This window comes from Daejeonella sp. H1SJ63 (assembly GCF_029360775.1).
Taxonomy (GTDB): domain Bacteria; phylum Bacteroidota; class Bacteroidia; order Sphingobacteriales; family Sphingobacteriaceae; genus Daejeonella.
The window spans coordinates 45,633-61,156 of sequence record NZ_JARKMZ010000013.1; the positions used below are offsets into that span (position 1 = coordinate 45,633).

Consider the following 15,524-nt stretch of genomic DNA (forward strand, 5'->3'; position numbering starts at 1 on the left):
AAACAAAAAAGCATCCGCCCGGGGCAGATGCTTTTTTACAAATGTTTAACTAAGGATATAATTAAGCCTTGTTTTTCTCTTTAATAAATTCAACAACAAAAGGTGTTGCGACGAACAGGGAAGAGTATGTTCCAAAGATCACACCGATCAGCATTGCAAATGAGAAACCTCTCAGAATTTCACCACCGAAGATGAAGATGATTAACAATACAGCTATGGTACAAATACCGGTAATTACTGTACGGCTTAAGGTGCTGTTCAATGCATTATTGATTACTGAAGGCAGATTCTCATCTTTGGAATGATGCTGGCCAATGTATTCACGTACACGGTCAAATACAACCACGGTATCGTTAATAGAGTATCCCATAACGGTCAGGATAGCTGCAATAAATGATTGGTCAATATCAAGTGAGAATGGTAACCATCCGTTAAATATGGTGAATATTGCCAGTAATACCAGAACATCATGTACCAGGGCAATTATAGCCGCAAAACCAAATGCCATTCTCTTAAATCTCGCTAATACATAGAGGAAGATTACCAGAATTGAGAAAATAACGGCCCAAATTGCAGATGTTTTGATGTCATCAGCAATAGTTGGAGTTACTTTTTGTGAATCCATGATCTCGTAAGAAGGATTGACTTTTTTCAATGCAGTTTGAAGTTTTTCGTTTACTTCTGCATTAGCCTCATCCGAATTATCAGTGATCTTATAGGCTGTGGTGATCTTTACCTGATTAGATGAACCGAAAGTTTTAACCTCTACCGCAGTTTTGAATTCATCAATCATAATAGAACGAACACCTTCAACTTCAACCGGTTTGTCGAATGCTACAAAATAAGCACGGCCTCCCTGGAAATCTACGCCAAGACTGAAGCCCTGAGTAAATGCTGAGATGATACCGGCTATGATGATCGCTGAAGAAAGCATATAAAAACGTTTTCTTCCGGTAATGAAATCGAATTTTGAATCTTTGAATAGATTTTGGGTTGCAGCAATTGAGAAGCTGATTGCTTTCTTTCCATCAAGTAACCATTCGAATACCAGACGGGAGATGAAGATTGCTGCAAATAGAGAGGTAATAATACCGATCATTAATGTGGTAGCGAAACCAACAATAGGACCCTGACCGAATACATATAAGATCACACCTGTAAGGAATGTGGTGATATTCGAGTCAAGAATTGAAGGCATTGCTTTGCGGAAACCCTCGCTGATAGCCAAACGAATGGTTTTACCTTCTGAAATTTCCTCACGGATACGTTCATAAATCAGTACGTTCGCATCAACTGACATACCCAGTGAAAGTACGATACCTGCAATACCCGGTAAGGTTAATACAGCACCTAATGAGGCAAGTACACCCATCAGGAAAAATAAGTTGACTAATAAAGCAATATTTGCAACAACACCCGCAGTGCTGTAATACATAGCCATGAATAAAAGAATCACAACGATACCTGCAATGGTTGAAATCAATCCTGCAGAAATTGAAGCTGCACCCAGCGAAGGTCCTACAACATAATCACTCACGATTCTGGCTGGTGCAGGTAATCTACCGGCTTTCAATACATTTGCTAAATCCTGAGTGTCCTCAACCTTGAAGTTACCGCTGATAGAAGAGATACCATTTGGAATTTCGCCCTGTACTGTTGGAGCTGAATAAACCAGATTATCCAATACAATTGCGATACTTTTCTTGTTATTGGGGTCAGCAGAAGCAGTTGCAGTAATTGAACGCCATGAACGGGCTCCATCAGCATTCATTACCATTACAACTTCCGGGTTTCCTTTCTGATCATAATCTGAACGTGCATCAGAAATTACATCACCTTCAAGAGCTGGTCCGCCGGCAAGGTTGCTTGTTTTTAATGCATATAGCTCAAATATTTTGCTCTCTTCAGTCATTGGCTTAACACCCCAGAATAGTTTTACATTCTGTGGAATTACAGCCCTCACGGCAGGAGAAGTCAGGTATGCATTAACTTTTGCTGTATCTTTTAAAGCAGCATATCCAACAACCGGACCCGGACGCAGTGCAGGCTGTCCGTCCTGTCCCTGGAATGTTGCAGGATTTAAAATGGCAAATAGTGGGTTTTGCTTTGCCTGCTCAGCCTGTGCCTTATTTAAAGCAGCAGTACTGTCAGCTGTAGCAGTTTTTTTGCCTAAAGCAGCTAATTTACTTTTTGCAGTATCCTGAGTAGCTGATGCAGCAGTATCAGTAGATTTCAGACTGCTGGCCAGAATACTGTTTACATTCTGCAATAAGCCGAATATCTCAGTATTATCATAGGTTTCCCAGAATTCAAGCTTTGCTGAGCCCTGCAATAGTTTACGAACACGCTCTGGTTCTGTAACACCCGGTAATTCGATCAGGATTCTGTTAGTTCCCTGTTGCTTTTGAATATTAGGCGAAGTAACACCGAATTTATCGATACGGGTTCTCAGGATATTGAAAGAAAGATCAATTGCTCCATCTGCAGATTTTCTAAGGAAACTTAGAACGGCCTGATTATCTGCATCGATCTTTAAATTTGCTGAATTCTCTTTAGTAGCAAAAAGGCTGGCAAGTTTGGTGTTAGGACTTAGTTTTTCAAATTCTCTTCCAAATGCTCCAATGAAATCATTATCACCCTGAGCAACTGCTAATTCGGCGTTTCTTATAGCTGCATTAAAGTTTGCATCAGTGCTGTTATTGGCAAGGTTGCGTACCATATCACTTAATGCGATTTCCATGGTTACGTTCATGCCACCTTCCAGGTCAAGACCAAGTGGAATTTCGCGCTCTTTTGCGTATTGATAAGTGATATAACTCAGGCTGTTAAATACAGGTAATGATGCAACAGAATCGAGGTAACCCTTTTCTTTTACAGCATCTCCTTTTGCAAATTCCTGTGCATCTTTTTCAACTTTATTCGCTATCCACGTAAACGAGAGGGAATACAAACACGCTATTGTTAGCGCTATTGCTGCGAATTTTACTAATCCTTTACCTTGCATTTTATTTTAATTGTCTAATAATGTTGATTTAAACCTTTTTTGGTTAAGACGCCAAAGCTAATTAAATTTTTGTTTTTTGAAATATTTCTTTAACACAGAAAATAATGAGATGAAATCAGGCTTTTCTGTATTTGATAAAACTATAAGAATATAAGTTCTTTTCATCAGGATGATGAAGATTTTTTTCCACCTCTATCCATTTTTCCGGACTGATTTCCGGGAAAAAGGTGTCAGCATCAAAATTATGATGTATAATAGTGAGGTACAGTATGTCAGATAGCGGGAGTGCCTGATCAAATATTTGCGCTCCTCCTATAATAAATATCTCATCTTCATTTTTGCAGAGTTTAATTGCTTCTTCAAGAGAGTTACATAGTTCAATTCCCTGATAATGAAGCTCTGACTGCCTGCTGATCACAATATTCCTTCTGTTAGGAAGTGCTTTTCCAATAGAATCAAAGGTTTTCCTGCCCATCAGAATGGAATGTCCGCTTGTCAGGTTTTTAAAATGCTTAAGATCTGCAGGGAGATGCCAGGGGAGCTGATTATCCTTCCCGATCCCATTATTTTCATCAACCGCAACTATCAGATTTATTTTCATCTTTTTATTTTATATTTTTTTAAGGTGATGCAGCGATCATGATTTAATAATCATACCCCTGTGGGTTTTGGCAAAATCATGATGGTTTCATAAGTTTATTTATACGGCAACTGCAGCCTTAATATGCGGGTGAGGATCATAGTTTTCCAGACTAAAATCCTCGAATTTAAAATCAAAAATGTTCGTAACCAAAGGGTTCAGCTTCATGACCGGCAATGGACGGCATTCTCTGCTCAGCTGCAATCTGGTTTGATCTAAATGATTATTATACAGGTGCGCATCACCCAGAGTATGTACAAAATCTCCGGCTTCCAGTCCGCAAACCTGTGCAACCATCATGGTCAGTAATGCATAGGAAGCAATATTAAATGGGACACCCAAAAATATATCCGCACTTCTCTGGTAAAGCTGGCAGCTTAATTTGCCATCAGCCACATAAAACTGAAAGAAACTGTGGCAGGGTGGAAGAGCCATGTGTTCTATTTCTGCCACATTCCAGGCAGAAACAATCAGTCTTCTTGAATCGGGATTGGTTTTGATCTGATTTATTACCTGAGTAATCTGATCAATATGGCCGCCATCAGGTTTAGGCCATGAACGCCATTGTGATCCATAAACCGGACCCAGCTCGCCGTTTTCATCAGCCCACTCATCCCAGATGCTTACTCCGTTTTCTTTAAGGTATTTGATATTGGTTTCTCCTTTCAGAAACCAGATCAGCTCATGAATAATGGATCTCAGATGAAGTTTTTTGGTCGTAACCAATGGAAAGCCATCCTGTAAATTGAAACGCATCTGATAACCGAATACACTTATTGTTCCGGTGCCGGTACGATCGTGTTTCTGAATTCCATTTTGCAGTACATGCTGCATCAGATCGTGATATTGTTTCATTTTTCTTATCTGTTATCCTGCTCCAGGTATGGGAAGTTTAAGTTTAATGCGGTCAACGTAAAACGTATCACTTATCACTTACAACGTACAACTAATCTGCAAATAAAATAAATGTATTTTTGGCATCCTATAATTGTTCATAAATATAAGCTATGTTCAAAATATGATTCTGTTCCCCAATGCAAAAATTAATATCGGACTAAATATAGTTGGCCGTCGTCAGGATGGTTATCATAATCTGGAGACAGTGATGTATCCAATAGCTTTAAGAGAGGCATTGGAGCTTGTTGAGGCGAAGGAATTGAGGTTTACTTCATCTGGAATTGATATCCCCGGAAATGTTGCTGATAATCTTTGTTTAAGGGTATATCAGCTTTTGGCTCTTGATCATAAACTCCCCCCGGTGCACATACATCTTCATAAGCATATTCCGATTGGCGCCGGTTTGGGTGGTGGTTCGGCTGATTCTTCCTTCTTAATTAAGCTGATCAATAAGAAGTTTAGCTTGAACCTGTCTGATCAGGAAATGGAGTCTTATGCGTCTGAAATTGGTTCAGATTGTGCCTTTTTTATAAAGAATAAGCCAGTTTTTGCATTTGAAAAAGGGGATAAGTTCAGGGATATTGAACTTGATCTGAGCAAATATTTTGTTGTTCTTGTTATGCCTCCGGTTCATGTTTCAACTGCTGAAGCCTATAGTGGGGTAAGTGCTAAGCCGGTTTCAAAGCATTTAACAGAACTGATTAAACTAGTTCCGGAGCAATGGAAATTTGATGTGAAAAATGACTTTGAAGATTCTGTGTTTCCTAAGTTTCCAATTATTGCTGAAATTAAATCAATACTATATGATGCCGGTGCTGTTTATGCGTCTATGAGTGGCAGCGGGGCCTCTGTTTACGGAATATTTAATCAGGAGCTTAAATTACCTGAATTGGAGAAGGGGAATCGGGTTTTTTATGGAGTTTAAACAAATGACAATAGGTTTTGAATCTCCATTGTCATTTGTCTGTTTTTTTGAAAGGCTTTTTTGCTCCAATGCATCAGGGTATTAATTTTCTTTTCAGAAAATCTGCCGTTGCCTCGCTCACCTTCACTCCATTGCTGAATTTCATCCAGTGATGGGTATCATCCGGGATAGCCAGAAATTCAAATTCAAATTTCCTGGCTTCAAGAATAGTTGGATAATTATAAAAATTAATAAGCAAGCATGGGTTATTAATCACAAAATCAGATAAGGGTTAACAGACCTGTTATTTAGTCAGGATTAATCAGGCCGGTAAAATGAAACGATATGGTTTAGTTAGTTGATTGATACCTGTTCAGGCTAATCTCATAACTAATTTACTATCTTATTTTTAAAATAATGAAAATGTTCACAATTTATTTGTGGAAATAACAGATTACAAGGAAGTCAGGAAGGCTAATCCTGTATCAATATCATCAATGAGGGGTTCAGATTTAACTGATGTACTCGCGGTCTTCGTCACTCAGGTTTGATTTAGGCTTTGCGATGCTGTTTCCTTCAAAGTCATCATCATCATATGAGTTCTCATCATAATTATTGGAAAGCTGTTTTTTTGCAGGTCTGCCTGCCATATAACCAATTATCAGACCCAGTACGAACATTACTCCAAGTACAGCTAATTTGGGAATTCTGGCATTGCCAAAGATCCAGAAATTGATTTCTTCTGTATTGTTCATGAGTACAACAGTTACCAGAACGGATACAGTAATGATGAATATGGTTTTAAAAGACATAAGCTTTTCGGATATCGCTTTTCGAATATCGCATTTTGAATCCGGAATTGTAAAAATAAAATGTGTAATTCAGGGCTTTTCAATATTCCCGGAATCCAGCTCAGAAGTTGTAGCTTAATCCCAATTCAAATATCGGGGCTCTATTTATTTGCTTTTGAATGAAAATCATTTTTGTTGTCAGGTCAAATTCAGGAGCATAAAAGCGAAGGATATTCATTCGGGCACTTAATTCAACTCCGTAGCTCAGAGGCTTTAGGCCGGGTTCGTTTCCAATATTCAGGAAATCAGCAAATAAACCGGCTCTGATTCTTTTTACATAAGCCAGCGGACCTAATTCTGCATCAGGATAAAATAAGGGGAATCTGTAATCAAGTAATAAAGTGTTTTTCAGACCTGCAGTCTGTTGAATATGATCATAGCCGCTGGTCTTAGGGATCTCTATGTTAAATTCATAGGCGCCTTCGCTTTTTTGATAATTGAAACTTGCACTGAATGAATGATTGGTAAATAAGCCCGGACTGTAGAAGTTACTCCTGAAAGCAAACAGCGAGCCATTGATCTGGTTTTCAAAAGGCAGATGAAAATAACTTATAGAAATATTTTGCCCCCATTTTGGAGCCAGATCCCGAAGGCCCCTCTGAAGATTTCTGCCGAAATAAAACTGGTAATTTATTGGTAAGCGGAGGTTTTCAATAAAGTTTGAAGGTTTATTGAGCACCTGATACCTGTTGGTATAAGAGGCTGAACTTCTAAAACCCAGGCTTATGGTTTTGTTAAGACGGTTAAAGGTAAAGGGTATGTCAATTTGCAGTTCTGTAAAGTTTTCGCGCCAGTTAACAGGAATCAGATTGTTGTTTTGCCTGGTGTATAACAAACGGGCACGGTTAATGTATTTAAGATCAAAAATTGTATAAAAGCGTTTGTAAGTTAGTCCGGTCAGGTATTCGCTGCGTTTAAGCCCCGAGTTAAAACGATACCCGGTGTAAAAACTAAGAGTGTTCAACTGATTGTTTGATTTTAGCTTAAATCCAATATTCAATTCATCTGTCAGCTCATTTTCATTCAGTGTAGGCGATATACTATGAAAATAGAAAAGATGATTTGCTTCTTTGTATGATCTTTGGGTATATACTTTTTGGGGAATTGAGTCGAGGATGTAAGGATTCGATTCCTGTGCTACCAGAGGCAGGGCATAATCAATAAAATTGTTTTTTATTTCAGTTAAAGAGGTTGAAGAATCAGAGTTGATGGCAATTTGTGCAATATCGTACCCTTTTATTTGGTTGGTATTAAACAGCAGTAAATTATTGGTCTTATCATAAAATGGATTAGCGGCTCCGTATGGCGCTGAAGTTAGTTGAGTTATGCTTTGGTCGGGCGAGAGTGAATAAATGTTGCTGATGCCGTTATAATGCGCCCGGAAGAGGATTGCTTGGCCGGCATAGACTGGTCTGCTGATTTGTTGTCTTTGAAAGGATAGAAGCATCCTGTTTCCGGGGTTCAGTGTGTTGAATTCCATTAAACCTGTACCGTCTTTGCCGGTTACGGTGCAGATAATTGTGTTTCCATCTTCACTGTAGGAGGGACTTTGCAGGCTTAACCCTTCTGCAACAGGATATTCTTTTATGAGTTTGCCATTCTCTGCATCTAATTCAATAAGCATAAATTTATTTGCAAAGTCTGCTTTTACCGCCGCAACTTTTGATCCGTCGGGCGAAAGCGCGGGCGAGAAGAGCCTGCTGTTAGAGCTTAACTGTTTGTATTTTTTACTGCCAAGTTTATAGATATTGATTACGTTAAAAGATCTTTTGTAAAACCTCCTGTCAAACCTGAATTCATCCCATACAATTTTTCCTGCTGCATATTTGAAATTGGGCTCAGCCTGAAAACCTATCCTGAGCACCTGCTGTTCTTTGTCATGCGGATCAATTCTAACCAAAGCAGGGGTGTGAGATAAAGAGTGTTTCAGGGCTATCAACGATCCGTCTTCTGTTCTTACCGGAAACAAATAATCAGAAGGGATATCATTTGTTCTTCGGTTCAAAGCAGGGTAGTCTGATGTTTTTGTAAGATCGGCCTGCTTCTGCCATAATTGCTTTAATTCTGCATGGGTAGTATCATGAAGAGATCTGCTGCTAAATCCTGTGAATTTTTTAATGGAATTACTCAGGTTGTAAGGACGCAGGGGAAAGGTCGAAACACGGCTCATGATACTGTCCATAATTCCTGCTCCAAAGTCCCGGCGGAGCTTAGTGGTCATAAAATATCCCAGTTGATAATAACCCGGGGTACGGTCTTTCATTGAGCCCAGATAATTTTTTGAATAGCTGAATTTTTTACCACTTAGTGTATTTGTTCTGAAAATTTGCTCCCATTCCGGGAGCCTGCCTCTACCTGCCTGGCTGAGGGCCGTTTCGATGCCTACTGCATCACCCTCAAAGAACCAGGCAGGTAGTGAAACTCCGAAAATTGCAAGGGCAAGTTCTTCAAACAGGGGAGCTCTCAGCTTACCCGAAAGTTTGTCGATTTGAACAATGTGCCGAAGCTCATGAACCGCAAGGCTGTTTAGCCAGTCCTGAAAATCCTGACTCTGGGGCGGGGTAGTATTGAACTCAGAACGACGTGGTGCGAGTTGTACAAAGCCGTTGGAAAGGATGGTCTGATTCTGAAGTATGATCGAAATCCTGCGGGGCTTTTTGTTCAGCGATTTGCTAACCGCATATACGATATGGTCGAGGGTAGCGGCCATTCTTTGAGCCTCACTGCCAAGCTCGGTAGGGTAGATGATTCTGAAGCCGGGGGTATTGATCTGTGCCCATTTTACACTAGGTGGATACTGCTCAGAGTTGAATATCTGTGCAAATACCATGTGTGAATTAAATATGTATATAGTTGATATAATTATACTGATATACAGTGATTTATGTGATTTAATTATCATTAAATATCTTTTGTGCTAAAAAAATTAGTTTAATTAATGATTTGGGTATGTTTTTATATTAATATATAGTTTAATTTTTAACATATAATTAACTGATTTTTAATTATTTATAATTTAAAAATTTTAAGTTTAGTCAGAATAAAAAATGAAAAATATGATTAAAAATACTGTTCATAGAGACATATAAACGTTTATTCAGGGAGTTTTGTTTTAAGGCATTTAAACTACACTAAGTTATTTCTATTTTTTTATAATGTACGATAAAAATTACTGCGTATGCGATATGGAAAAAATGTTTGTTGTAATAATCAATAACAATGGGGATGATTTATCAGGATGAATGGGATCTGTTTTTTGTTACTGATTTTCCTTCTTTTTACTGCTGAAAATTTAACCGTTTTTTGATCTCCCGGATGGGACTCTTACGAACATTATCTGATCTTAAGACTCATCGTGAATACTCTTCTTTTTTTATTGGAGCCTTGTATAGTTTTATGTTTGTTTGCTTGTTTCACAGATGAAATTTTTCAGGCTTATAACTAAGAGAAAGGGGGTACATTTCTCCATAGTTATTCTTTTATAATAGCTGCTTCTGTAAATCTGAGAACTGAAAACAAAAATGGTGCTTAGTGTAAAAAACTCATCCCCTACCCCGGGGGTATCAGACCTTCGTTTTTTTCTTTTTTCTGTTTTTTATATAAGGGTACATGAAAATTGTACTTAGTACAATGATGGCTCCGGCATAAAATCCGAGGGTCATTTGCTCCTTTTTTCCGAAGAAAATAAATGCCAGAATGATACCGTAAACCGGCTCCAGATTGGTAATAAGTGCTACTCTGAAGGCTGATAATTCTTTCATTACAGCAACGCCAGCAACGTATGCAAGGGATGTGCAGACGGTTCCAAGCAGTAGTAAATAGGTCAGGTCAGAAAAATTGAGGCTTACAGGAGCCTTCAGGCCTTTCGAAATTAATAAATAGACTGAAACCCATACCCATGCCCCAATGAGCTCATAGAAGCTTATAATAGGCGCAGGGCGATTTTGGATTTGCTTGGAATTTATAATCGAGAAAATACTTGCACATAATGCACTCAGTAAACCGCATATAATTCCAAATGTATATTGCGATTCGAAGGTGAAAATCATGTAGATTCCTGAGATAATCAGTACCCCGGTAACGACTTCCAGTCTGGAAATTTTCTGTTTTTTTAGCAGTGGTTCCAGTATGGCTGTAAATAATGTAAGCGAAGAAAGACTGACCAGGGCAACCGATACTGTAGACGATTTTATAGAATGAAAAAACAATATCCAGTGTAAAGCAACTATGGCACCGGTGAAGAATAATTTAAAAAATGTTTCTGATGAAACGCGAATTGAAATTTTTCTTATTCTGAAATAGGCATACAGACTGATAAATGCGATAAGTACACGGTACCAGACAAGGTAGGTGGCTTCAATAGAAATTAAGGCTCCCAGAATGCCTGTAAAACCCCAGATAAATACTGTGATGTGCAGAATGATCAGATTTCTGCTGACAGGTGAATTACTCTCAGGCATACTTATTTAGGGGCTTTAATCATCAGGTAAATGCCCAATACCCCAAATATCATATTGGGAATAAATACTGCAATCAGAGGGTGGAGACCTCCTTTCAGTGCAAACATATTGGCGAACTGTATGAACAGGATGTAGGCAAAACTCAGGAATATTCCCAGTCCCAATGGTAGTCCGATACCCCCGCGCACTTTTCTTGATGATAGTGAAACACCCATCAGAGTTAATACATAAGCAGATAATGGATAAATAAAACGTTTATACTTTTCGAGTTGAAGGTCGACCATAACACCTGTTCCTCTGATCTCCTCTTTATCAATACGTTCGTTAAGTTCCCGCATATTCATGGCCTGGTAGATATTGTCATAAATCTCAAAATCTTTTGGCCTCATATCCAGAACGGTATCCATTTTAAACCCGCTAACCATATTTTCCTTCAGTCCGTCAATTTTTCGGATAGAATAGTTTTCAATGATCCACCTGGTTTTAAGAGAGTCCCATGTTATTCTGTCGGCAACCAGTTTTTCTTTCAGATCATCTCCCGAGAATTTTTCAAGCTGGAATTTATAGCCTGTTTTAAGGGTATTATCGAAATTTTCGATATACACATAGCTGTTCTTATCGATCTGCATATGGGTATACATCTTGGTATTGTCTGATTTTGGATTGATATAAGTGTTTTCGAAATCTATTTTTAACTCGTTAGTTTCCGGTATAATGAACAGGTTAAAGATCAGTGTAACCAGAAAGATCACCGTTGATGAGATCAGATAAGGCCACAAAAAACGCTTGAAACTTACTCCGCTGCTCAGAATAGGCACGATCTCAGTCTGGTCGGCCATTTTAGCTGTAAAGAATATTACTGCTATGAAATTAATCAGTGGAGATAGAAAGTTCAGATAAAAAGGGATAAATCCGGCATAGTAGCTGAAGATAATCTCAGTAACCGGAGCCTGATGTCTCAGAAAATCATCCAGTTTTTCTGAAACGTCAAAGATCACGATGATCACGGTAAAAATGGCCAGGGTAAATGAGAAAGTACCCAGGTATTTCCTGATGATATACCAGTCGATGATCTTAATCATGCCTTATAAGCGCTGTGCTAATTGAACTACCATTTTATTTTTCCATTCACTGAATTCTCCGGAAATGATTTTCTCTCTTGCTTCATTAACCAGCCACAGGTAAAAATGAAGATTATGAAGGGTTGCAATCTGTGCTCCCAGAATTTCTTTTGAATGTGTCAGATGTCTAAGATAAGCCTTTGTATAGAATCTGTCGGCATAAAGATCACTGTCAGGTTCAATCGGACTGAAATCATCTTTCCATCTTTCATTTTTGATGTTGATAATGCCATTTTTGGTAAAAAGCATCCCATTTCTGGCATTTCTTGTTGGCATTACACAGTCAAACATATCAATACCCAGAGCAATGTTTTCCAGAATGTTTACCGGTGTTCCAACCCCCATCAGATAACGTGGTTTATCTTTCGGCAGAATGTCGCACACAATATCAGTCATTTCATACATCTCTTCAGCAGGTTCACCAACAGATAAACCTCCAATCGCATTTCCTTCTCTTTCAAATGAAGCGATTACTTCTGCCGATTGTTTTCTCAGATCCTTATATACTGAGCCCTGAACAATTGGGAAAAGGGTTTGTGAGTACCCGTATTTTGGTTCAGTACTGTCAAAACGATCGCAGCAGCGTTTCAACCAACGGTGGGTCATGTCTATTGACCTTCTGGCATAGTTATAATCGCAGGGGTAGGGTGTACATTCATCAAAGGCCATAATAATATCAGCGCCAATAATGCGCTGGGTATCCATTACAGATTCAGGAGTAAACAAGTGTTTGGATCCGTCAATATGGGATCTGAAAGTCACACCTTCTTCTTTAATCTTGCGGACCCCTGACAAAGAATACACCTGATAGCCACCACTGTCGGTTAGTAAAGGCTTATCCCAGCCATTGAATTTATGCAGTCCACCGGCTTTTTCAAGCGTGCTTAGCCCCGGTCTCAAATAAAGATGATAGGTATTACCAAGTATAATCTGAGCTTTGATATCATTGGCCAGCTCATGCTGATGTACAGCTTTAACTGAGCCGGCAGTTCCCACAGGCATAAAAATGGGAGTTTTAATTACCCCATGGTCTGTAGTAATTTCGCCTGCACGTGCTTTAGATAATTTATCTGAAGCTTCTAGTTTAAATTTCATTCAATCTTTTTAGCAGCCGCAAAAATAGTAAAATATAAACGGCTGATGTCCTGAGCTTAAATTAAGCATAGTTTATTTCAGATAATTTTATAAACAATGCCGAATGTGAAAGAAAAATCAGAAATTTACGCACATTTAAATTCTAATATAACGCGTGGATTACTTCTATATTTCGATTGCAGTTGTTTTCATTATTTTTTTCTTACTGCAACTTTATTACATCCTTATAGTTCACCGTAAACTCGCAACATTCAACATCCCTGATTCGGATAAACTCTCAAATGAACCTGTTTCAGTAATTATCTGTGCCAGAAATGAAATTGACAATCTCAGGCTTAATCTTGGGTCAATTCTGGAACAGGACTATCCTGATTTTGAGGTGGTTGTAGTGAACGATTGCTCTAATGATGGTTCAGACTGGTATTTACGTGATCTCAGCGCTCAATATAAAAGATTGAAAGTGGTCACCATCGAAGATCATCCCCGTTTTAAGCATGGTAAAAAATTCGCAGTAACACTGGGTATTAAAGCTGCTAAAAATGAGAATCTGCTTTTTACTGATGCCGACTGTAAACCGGCTTCCGACCAATGGATTAAGATTATGCAGAGTAATTTCAGTGAGCAGACTGAGATTGTTCTGGGTTATTCACCTTATGAGTTTAAAGCCGGTATACTGAATCGTCTTATTCGTTTCGAAACTTTTATAACAGCTTTAAATTACTTTGCATATGCTATATCCGGTGATCCGTATATGGGGGTTGGCCGAAATATAGGATATAAGAAATCGCTTTTTTTCAGAGGTAAAGGTTTTGCTTCGCATATGCATATTTTGTCGGGTGATGATGATCTTTTTGTGAACCAGAATGCCACTAAGACTAATACGAGAATCGAAATTCACCCTGATGCTCATGTATGGTCAGAACCTAAAACGTCACTTTCTGCTTTTTTCTCTCAGAAATTAAGGCATCAGGGTGCAGGTAAGGCCTATAAAAATCATCATAAAATAATGCTGGGTTCACAAATTATTTCAGCCATTTTATTTTATTTGTTTTTAGGGATTTTACTTGCTATAAAGGCCGATTGGTGGCTGATCGTATCGGTTTATAGCCTTCGTTTAATAGCTCAGATATTGGTCTACATGCCGGCACTTAAGAAATTAAAGTATATTGATCTCATCTGGTTCTTACCTCTATTTGATATCATTTATTACATTTACATAATGCTATTGAGCTTTATCACTCTTTTCAGGAAAAAAGTCGAATGGAAGTAAATCCTAATTTTTCGGCTAATGCCAGAAATGATTTTAATCTTGTCACCAAAGCAAAAAATGGAGATCAGAAGGCGTATGCTGAATTAATGCAGCGCTACAAGGATTCTATCTATTTCATGGCATTGAAAATGGTCAATAATAAAGACGATGCCATGGATCTTACCGTAGAGACCTTTGGCAAAGCGTTTGAGAATCTGGAGAAATACAGACCTGATTTTGCATTCAGTACCTGGTTGTTCAGAATAGCGACGAATAATTGTATCGATTTTATTCGTAAAAAGCGTATTAATCTGGTTTCTATTCAAAAACTCTCAGAGGAAGATGGCGAAGAAAGACATTTACAGGTAAGGGCAGATGTTTTGAATCCTGAAGAAACATCAATAAAAAAGCAGGAAAGTGAGAAACTCAAGAATATTGTAGAGCAATTGCCATCCAGATACAGAACCCTGATCATTTTAAGATATTATGATGAGTTGTCTTATGATGAAATTTCTCAACAGCTTGATATACCGCTTGGAACAGTTAAAGCACAGCTATTCAGGGCGAGAGACCTGATGGCGAATATTATGAACCGTAAAAAGAACAACCTGAGAAGTGACTTCTGATATCATATTGCATTATTTCCCGGATCTGAGCGATCATCAGAAGGAACAGTTCGCTGCTCTTGATGATTTATACAGATTCTGGAACTCAAGAATCAATCTTATATCAAGGAAGGATATTGATATGCTTTATTTGCATCATATTCTTCATTCACTGGCTATTGCCAAGGTAATTTCATTCTTGCCGGGCGAAAAAGTTCTGGATGTCGGCACCGGTGGCGGTTTTCCGGGTATTCCACTCGCTATCATGTTTCCTGAAACTGATTTTCATCTTGTAGACTCCATCGGAAAAAAGATTAAAGTAGTTCAGGAGGTTGCTTCAGGCTGCGGATTGAAAAATGTGCGTGCAAGCCATGCCAGAGCAGAACAGATAGATGAAAAATTTCATTTTGTGGTTTCCAGGGCTGTAACCCGACTTTCAGAGTTCTATCCCTGGGTAAAAGGAAAGTTTGAAAAGAAATCAATGAACACCATTCAAAATGGTATATTGTATCTGAAGGGCGGAGATCTGGATGAGGAAATTAAAGAATCCGGACTAAAAGCCGAGCTGATTCCGCTTTCACAATATTTTGAAGAAGAGTATTTCGATACAAAATATGTAGTTTATATCCCTCAATTTTGATATTGAGTTTTGTTGCGCGGCATCCCCAATGCTGTTGATTATTATAAAGCTGTCAGGG

General features: G+C 38.5%; 13 protein-coding genes. 4 read left to right on the forward strand and 9 right to left on the reverse strand.

Annotated elements, in window-relative coordinates:
* Nucleotides 1-61 precede the first annotated feature (61 nt).
* The 3 genes from secDF to P2W72_RS05265 all read right to left on the reverse strand — a co-directional run bounded on the left by secDF (nt 62) and on the right by P2W72_RS05265 (nt 4,499).
* Nucleotides 62-3,004, reverse strand: a complete 2,943-nt coding sequence (gene secDF / locus P2W72_RS05255) for a protein translocase subunit SecDF (protein ID WP_276359860.1) — start codon at nt 3,002-3,004, stop codon at nt 62-64.
* Nucleotides 3,005-3,119: 115 nt separating this feature from the next.
* Nucleotides 3,120-3,605 carry a dihydrofolate reductase gene (locus P2W72_RS05260; RefSeq protein ID WP_276359861.1) on the reverse strand — a complete coding sequence of 162 codons (486 nt, stop codon included), beginning with the start codon at nt 3,603-3,605 and terminating at the stop codon, nt 3,120-3,122.
* A gap of 99 nt (nt 3,606-3,704) precedes the next feature.
* A complete protein-coding gene (locus P2W72_RS05265; RefSeq protein WP_276359862.1) occupies nt 3,705-4,499 on the reverse strand; it encodes a thymidylate synthase in 795 nt (264 codons plus the stop codon).
* A 163-nt stretch (nt 4,500-4,662) separates the two neighbouring features.
* Between P2W72_RS05265 and ispE the strand changes: the two genes are divergently transcribed.
* Nucleotides 4,663-5,466, forward strand: a complete 804-nt coding sequence (gene ispE, locus P2W72_RS05270) for a 4-(cytidine 5'-diphospho)-2-C-methyl-D-erythritol kinase (RefSeq protein ID WP_276359863.1) — start codon at nt 4,663-4,665, stop codon at nt 5,464-5,466.
* 73 nt (nt 5,467-5,539) lie between these two features.
* Here the strand turns inward: ispE and P2W72_RS05275 are convergent, their stop codons facing one another.
* From P2W72_RS05275 to tgt, 6 genes are all read right to left on the reverse strand, one after another.
* Nucleotides 5,540-5,704, reverse strand: a complete 165-nt coding sequence (locus tag P2W72_RS05275; protein WP_276359864.1) for a hypothetical protein — start codon at nt 5,702-5,704, stop codon at nt 5,540-5,542.
* 253 nt (nt 5,705-5,957) lie between these two features.
* On the reverse strand, nt 5,958-6,257 hold the full coding sequence (locus P2W72_RS05280; protein ID WP_276359865.1) for a hypothetical protein: 300 nt from the start codon (nt 6,255-6,257) through the stop codon (nt 5,958-5,960).
* A 100-nt stretch (nt 6,258-6,357) separates the two neighbouring features.
* A complete protein-coding gene (locus P2W72_RS05285; protein ID WP_276359866.1) occupies nt 6,358-9,198 on the reverse strand; it encodes a hypothetical protein in 2,841 nt (946 codons plus the stop codon).
* 661 nt (nt 9,199-9,859) lie between these two features.
* Nucleotides 9,860-10,756, reverse strand: coding sequence for an EamA family transporter (locus P2W72_RS05290; RefSeq protein ID WP_276359867.1), 897 nt, complete (start codon nt 10,754-10,756; stop codon nt 9,860-9,862).
* Between the two features lie 2 nt (nt 10,757-10,758).
* Nucleotides 10,759-11,838, reverse strand: a complete 1,080-nt coding sequence (locus P2W72_RS05295) for an LptF/LptG family permease (protein ID WP_346429768.1) — start codon at nt 11,836-11,838, stop codon at nt 10,759-10,761.
* Nucleotides 11,839-11,841: 3 nt separating this feature from the next.
* On the reverse strand, nt 11,842-12,972 hold the full coding sequence (tgt, locus tag P2W72_RS05300; RefSeq protein WP_276359868.1) for a tRNA guanosine(34) transglycosylase Tgt: 1,131 nt from the start codon (nt 12,970-12,972) through the stop codon (nt 11,842-11,844).
* A 154-nt stretch (nt 12,973-13,126) separates the two neighbouring features.
* Between tgt and P2W72_RS05305 the strand changes: the two genes are divergently transcribed.
* From P2W72_RS05305 to rsmG, 3 genes are read left to right on the forward strand one after another with little or no spacing between them, the layout of a single operon-like run.
* Nucleotides 13,127-14,242, forward strand: a complete 1,116-nt coding sequence (locus P2W72_RS05305; RefSeq protein WP_276359869.1) for a glycosyltransferase — start codon at nt 13,127-13,129, stop codon at nt 14,240-14,242.
* Nucleotides 14,233-14,847 (forward strand): sigma-70 family RNA polymerase sigma factor, encoded by a 615-nt coding sequence (locus tag P2W72_RS05310; protein ID WP_276359870.1) that lies wholly within the window; start codon nt 14,233-14,235, stop codon nt 14,845-14,847. Before P2W72_RS05305 ends, P2W72_RS05310 begins: the two co-directional genes overlap by 10 nt.
* Nucleotides 14,837-15,466, forward strand: a complete 630-nt coding sequence (gene rsmG / locus P2W72_RS05315; RefSeq protein ID WP_276359871.1) for a 16S rRNA (guanine(527)-N(7))-methyltransferase RsmG — start codon at nt 14,837-14,839, stop codon at nt 15,464-15,466. The genes P2W72_RS05310 and rsmG overlap by 11 nt, the downstream gene beginning before the upstream one ends.
* Nucleotides 15,467-15,524: the final 58 nt, after the last annotated feature.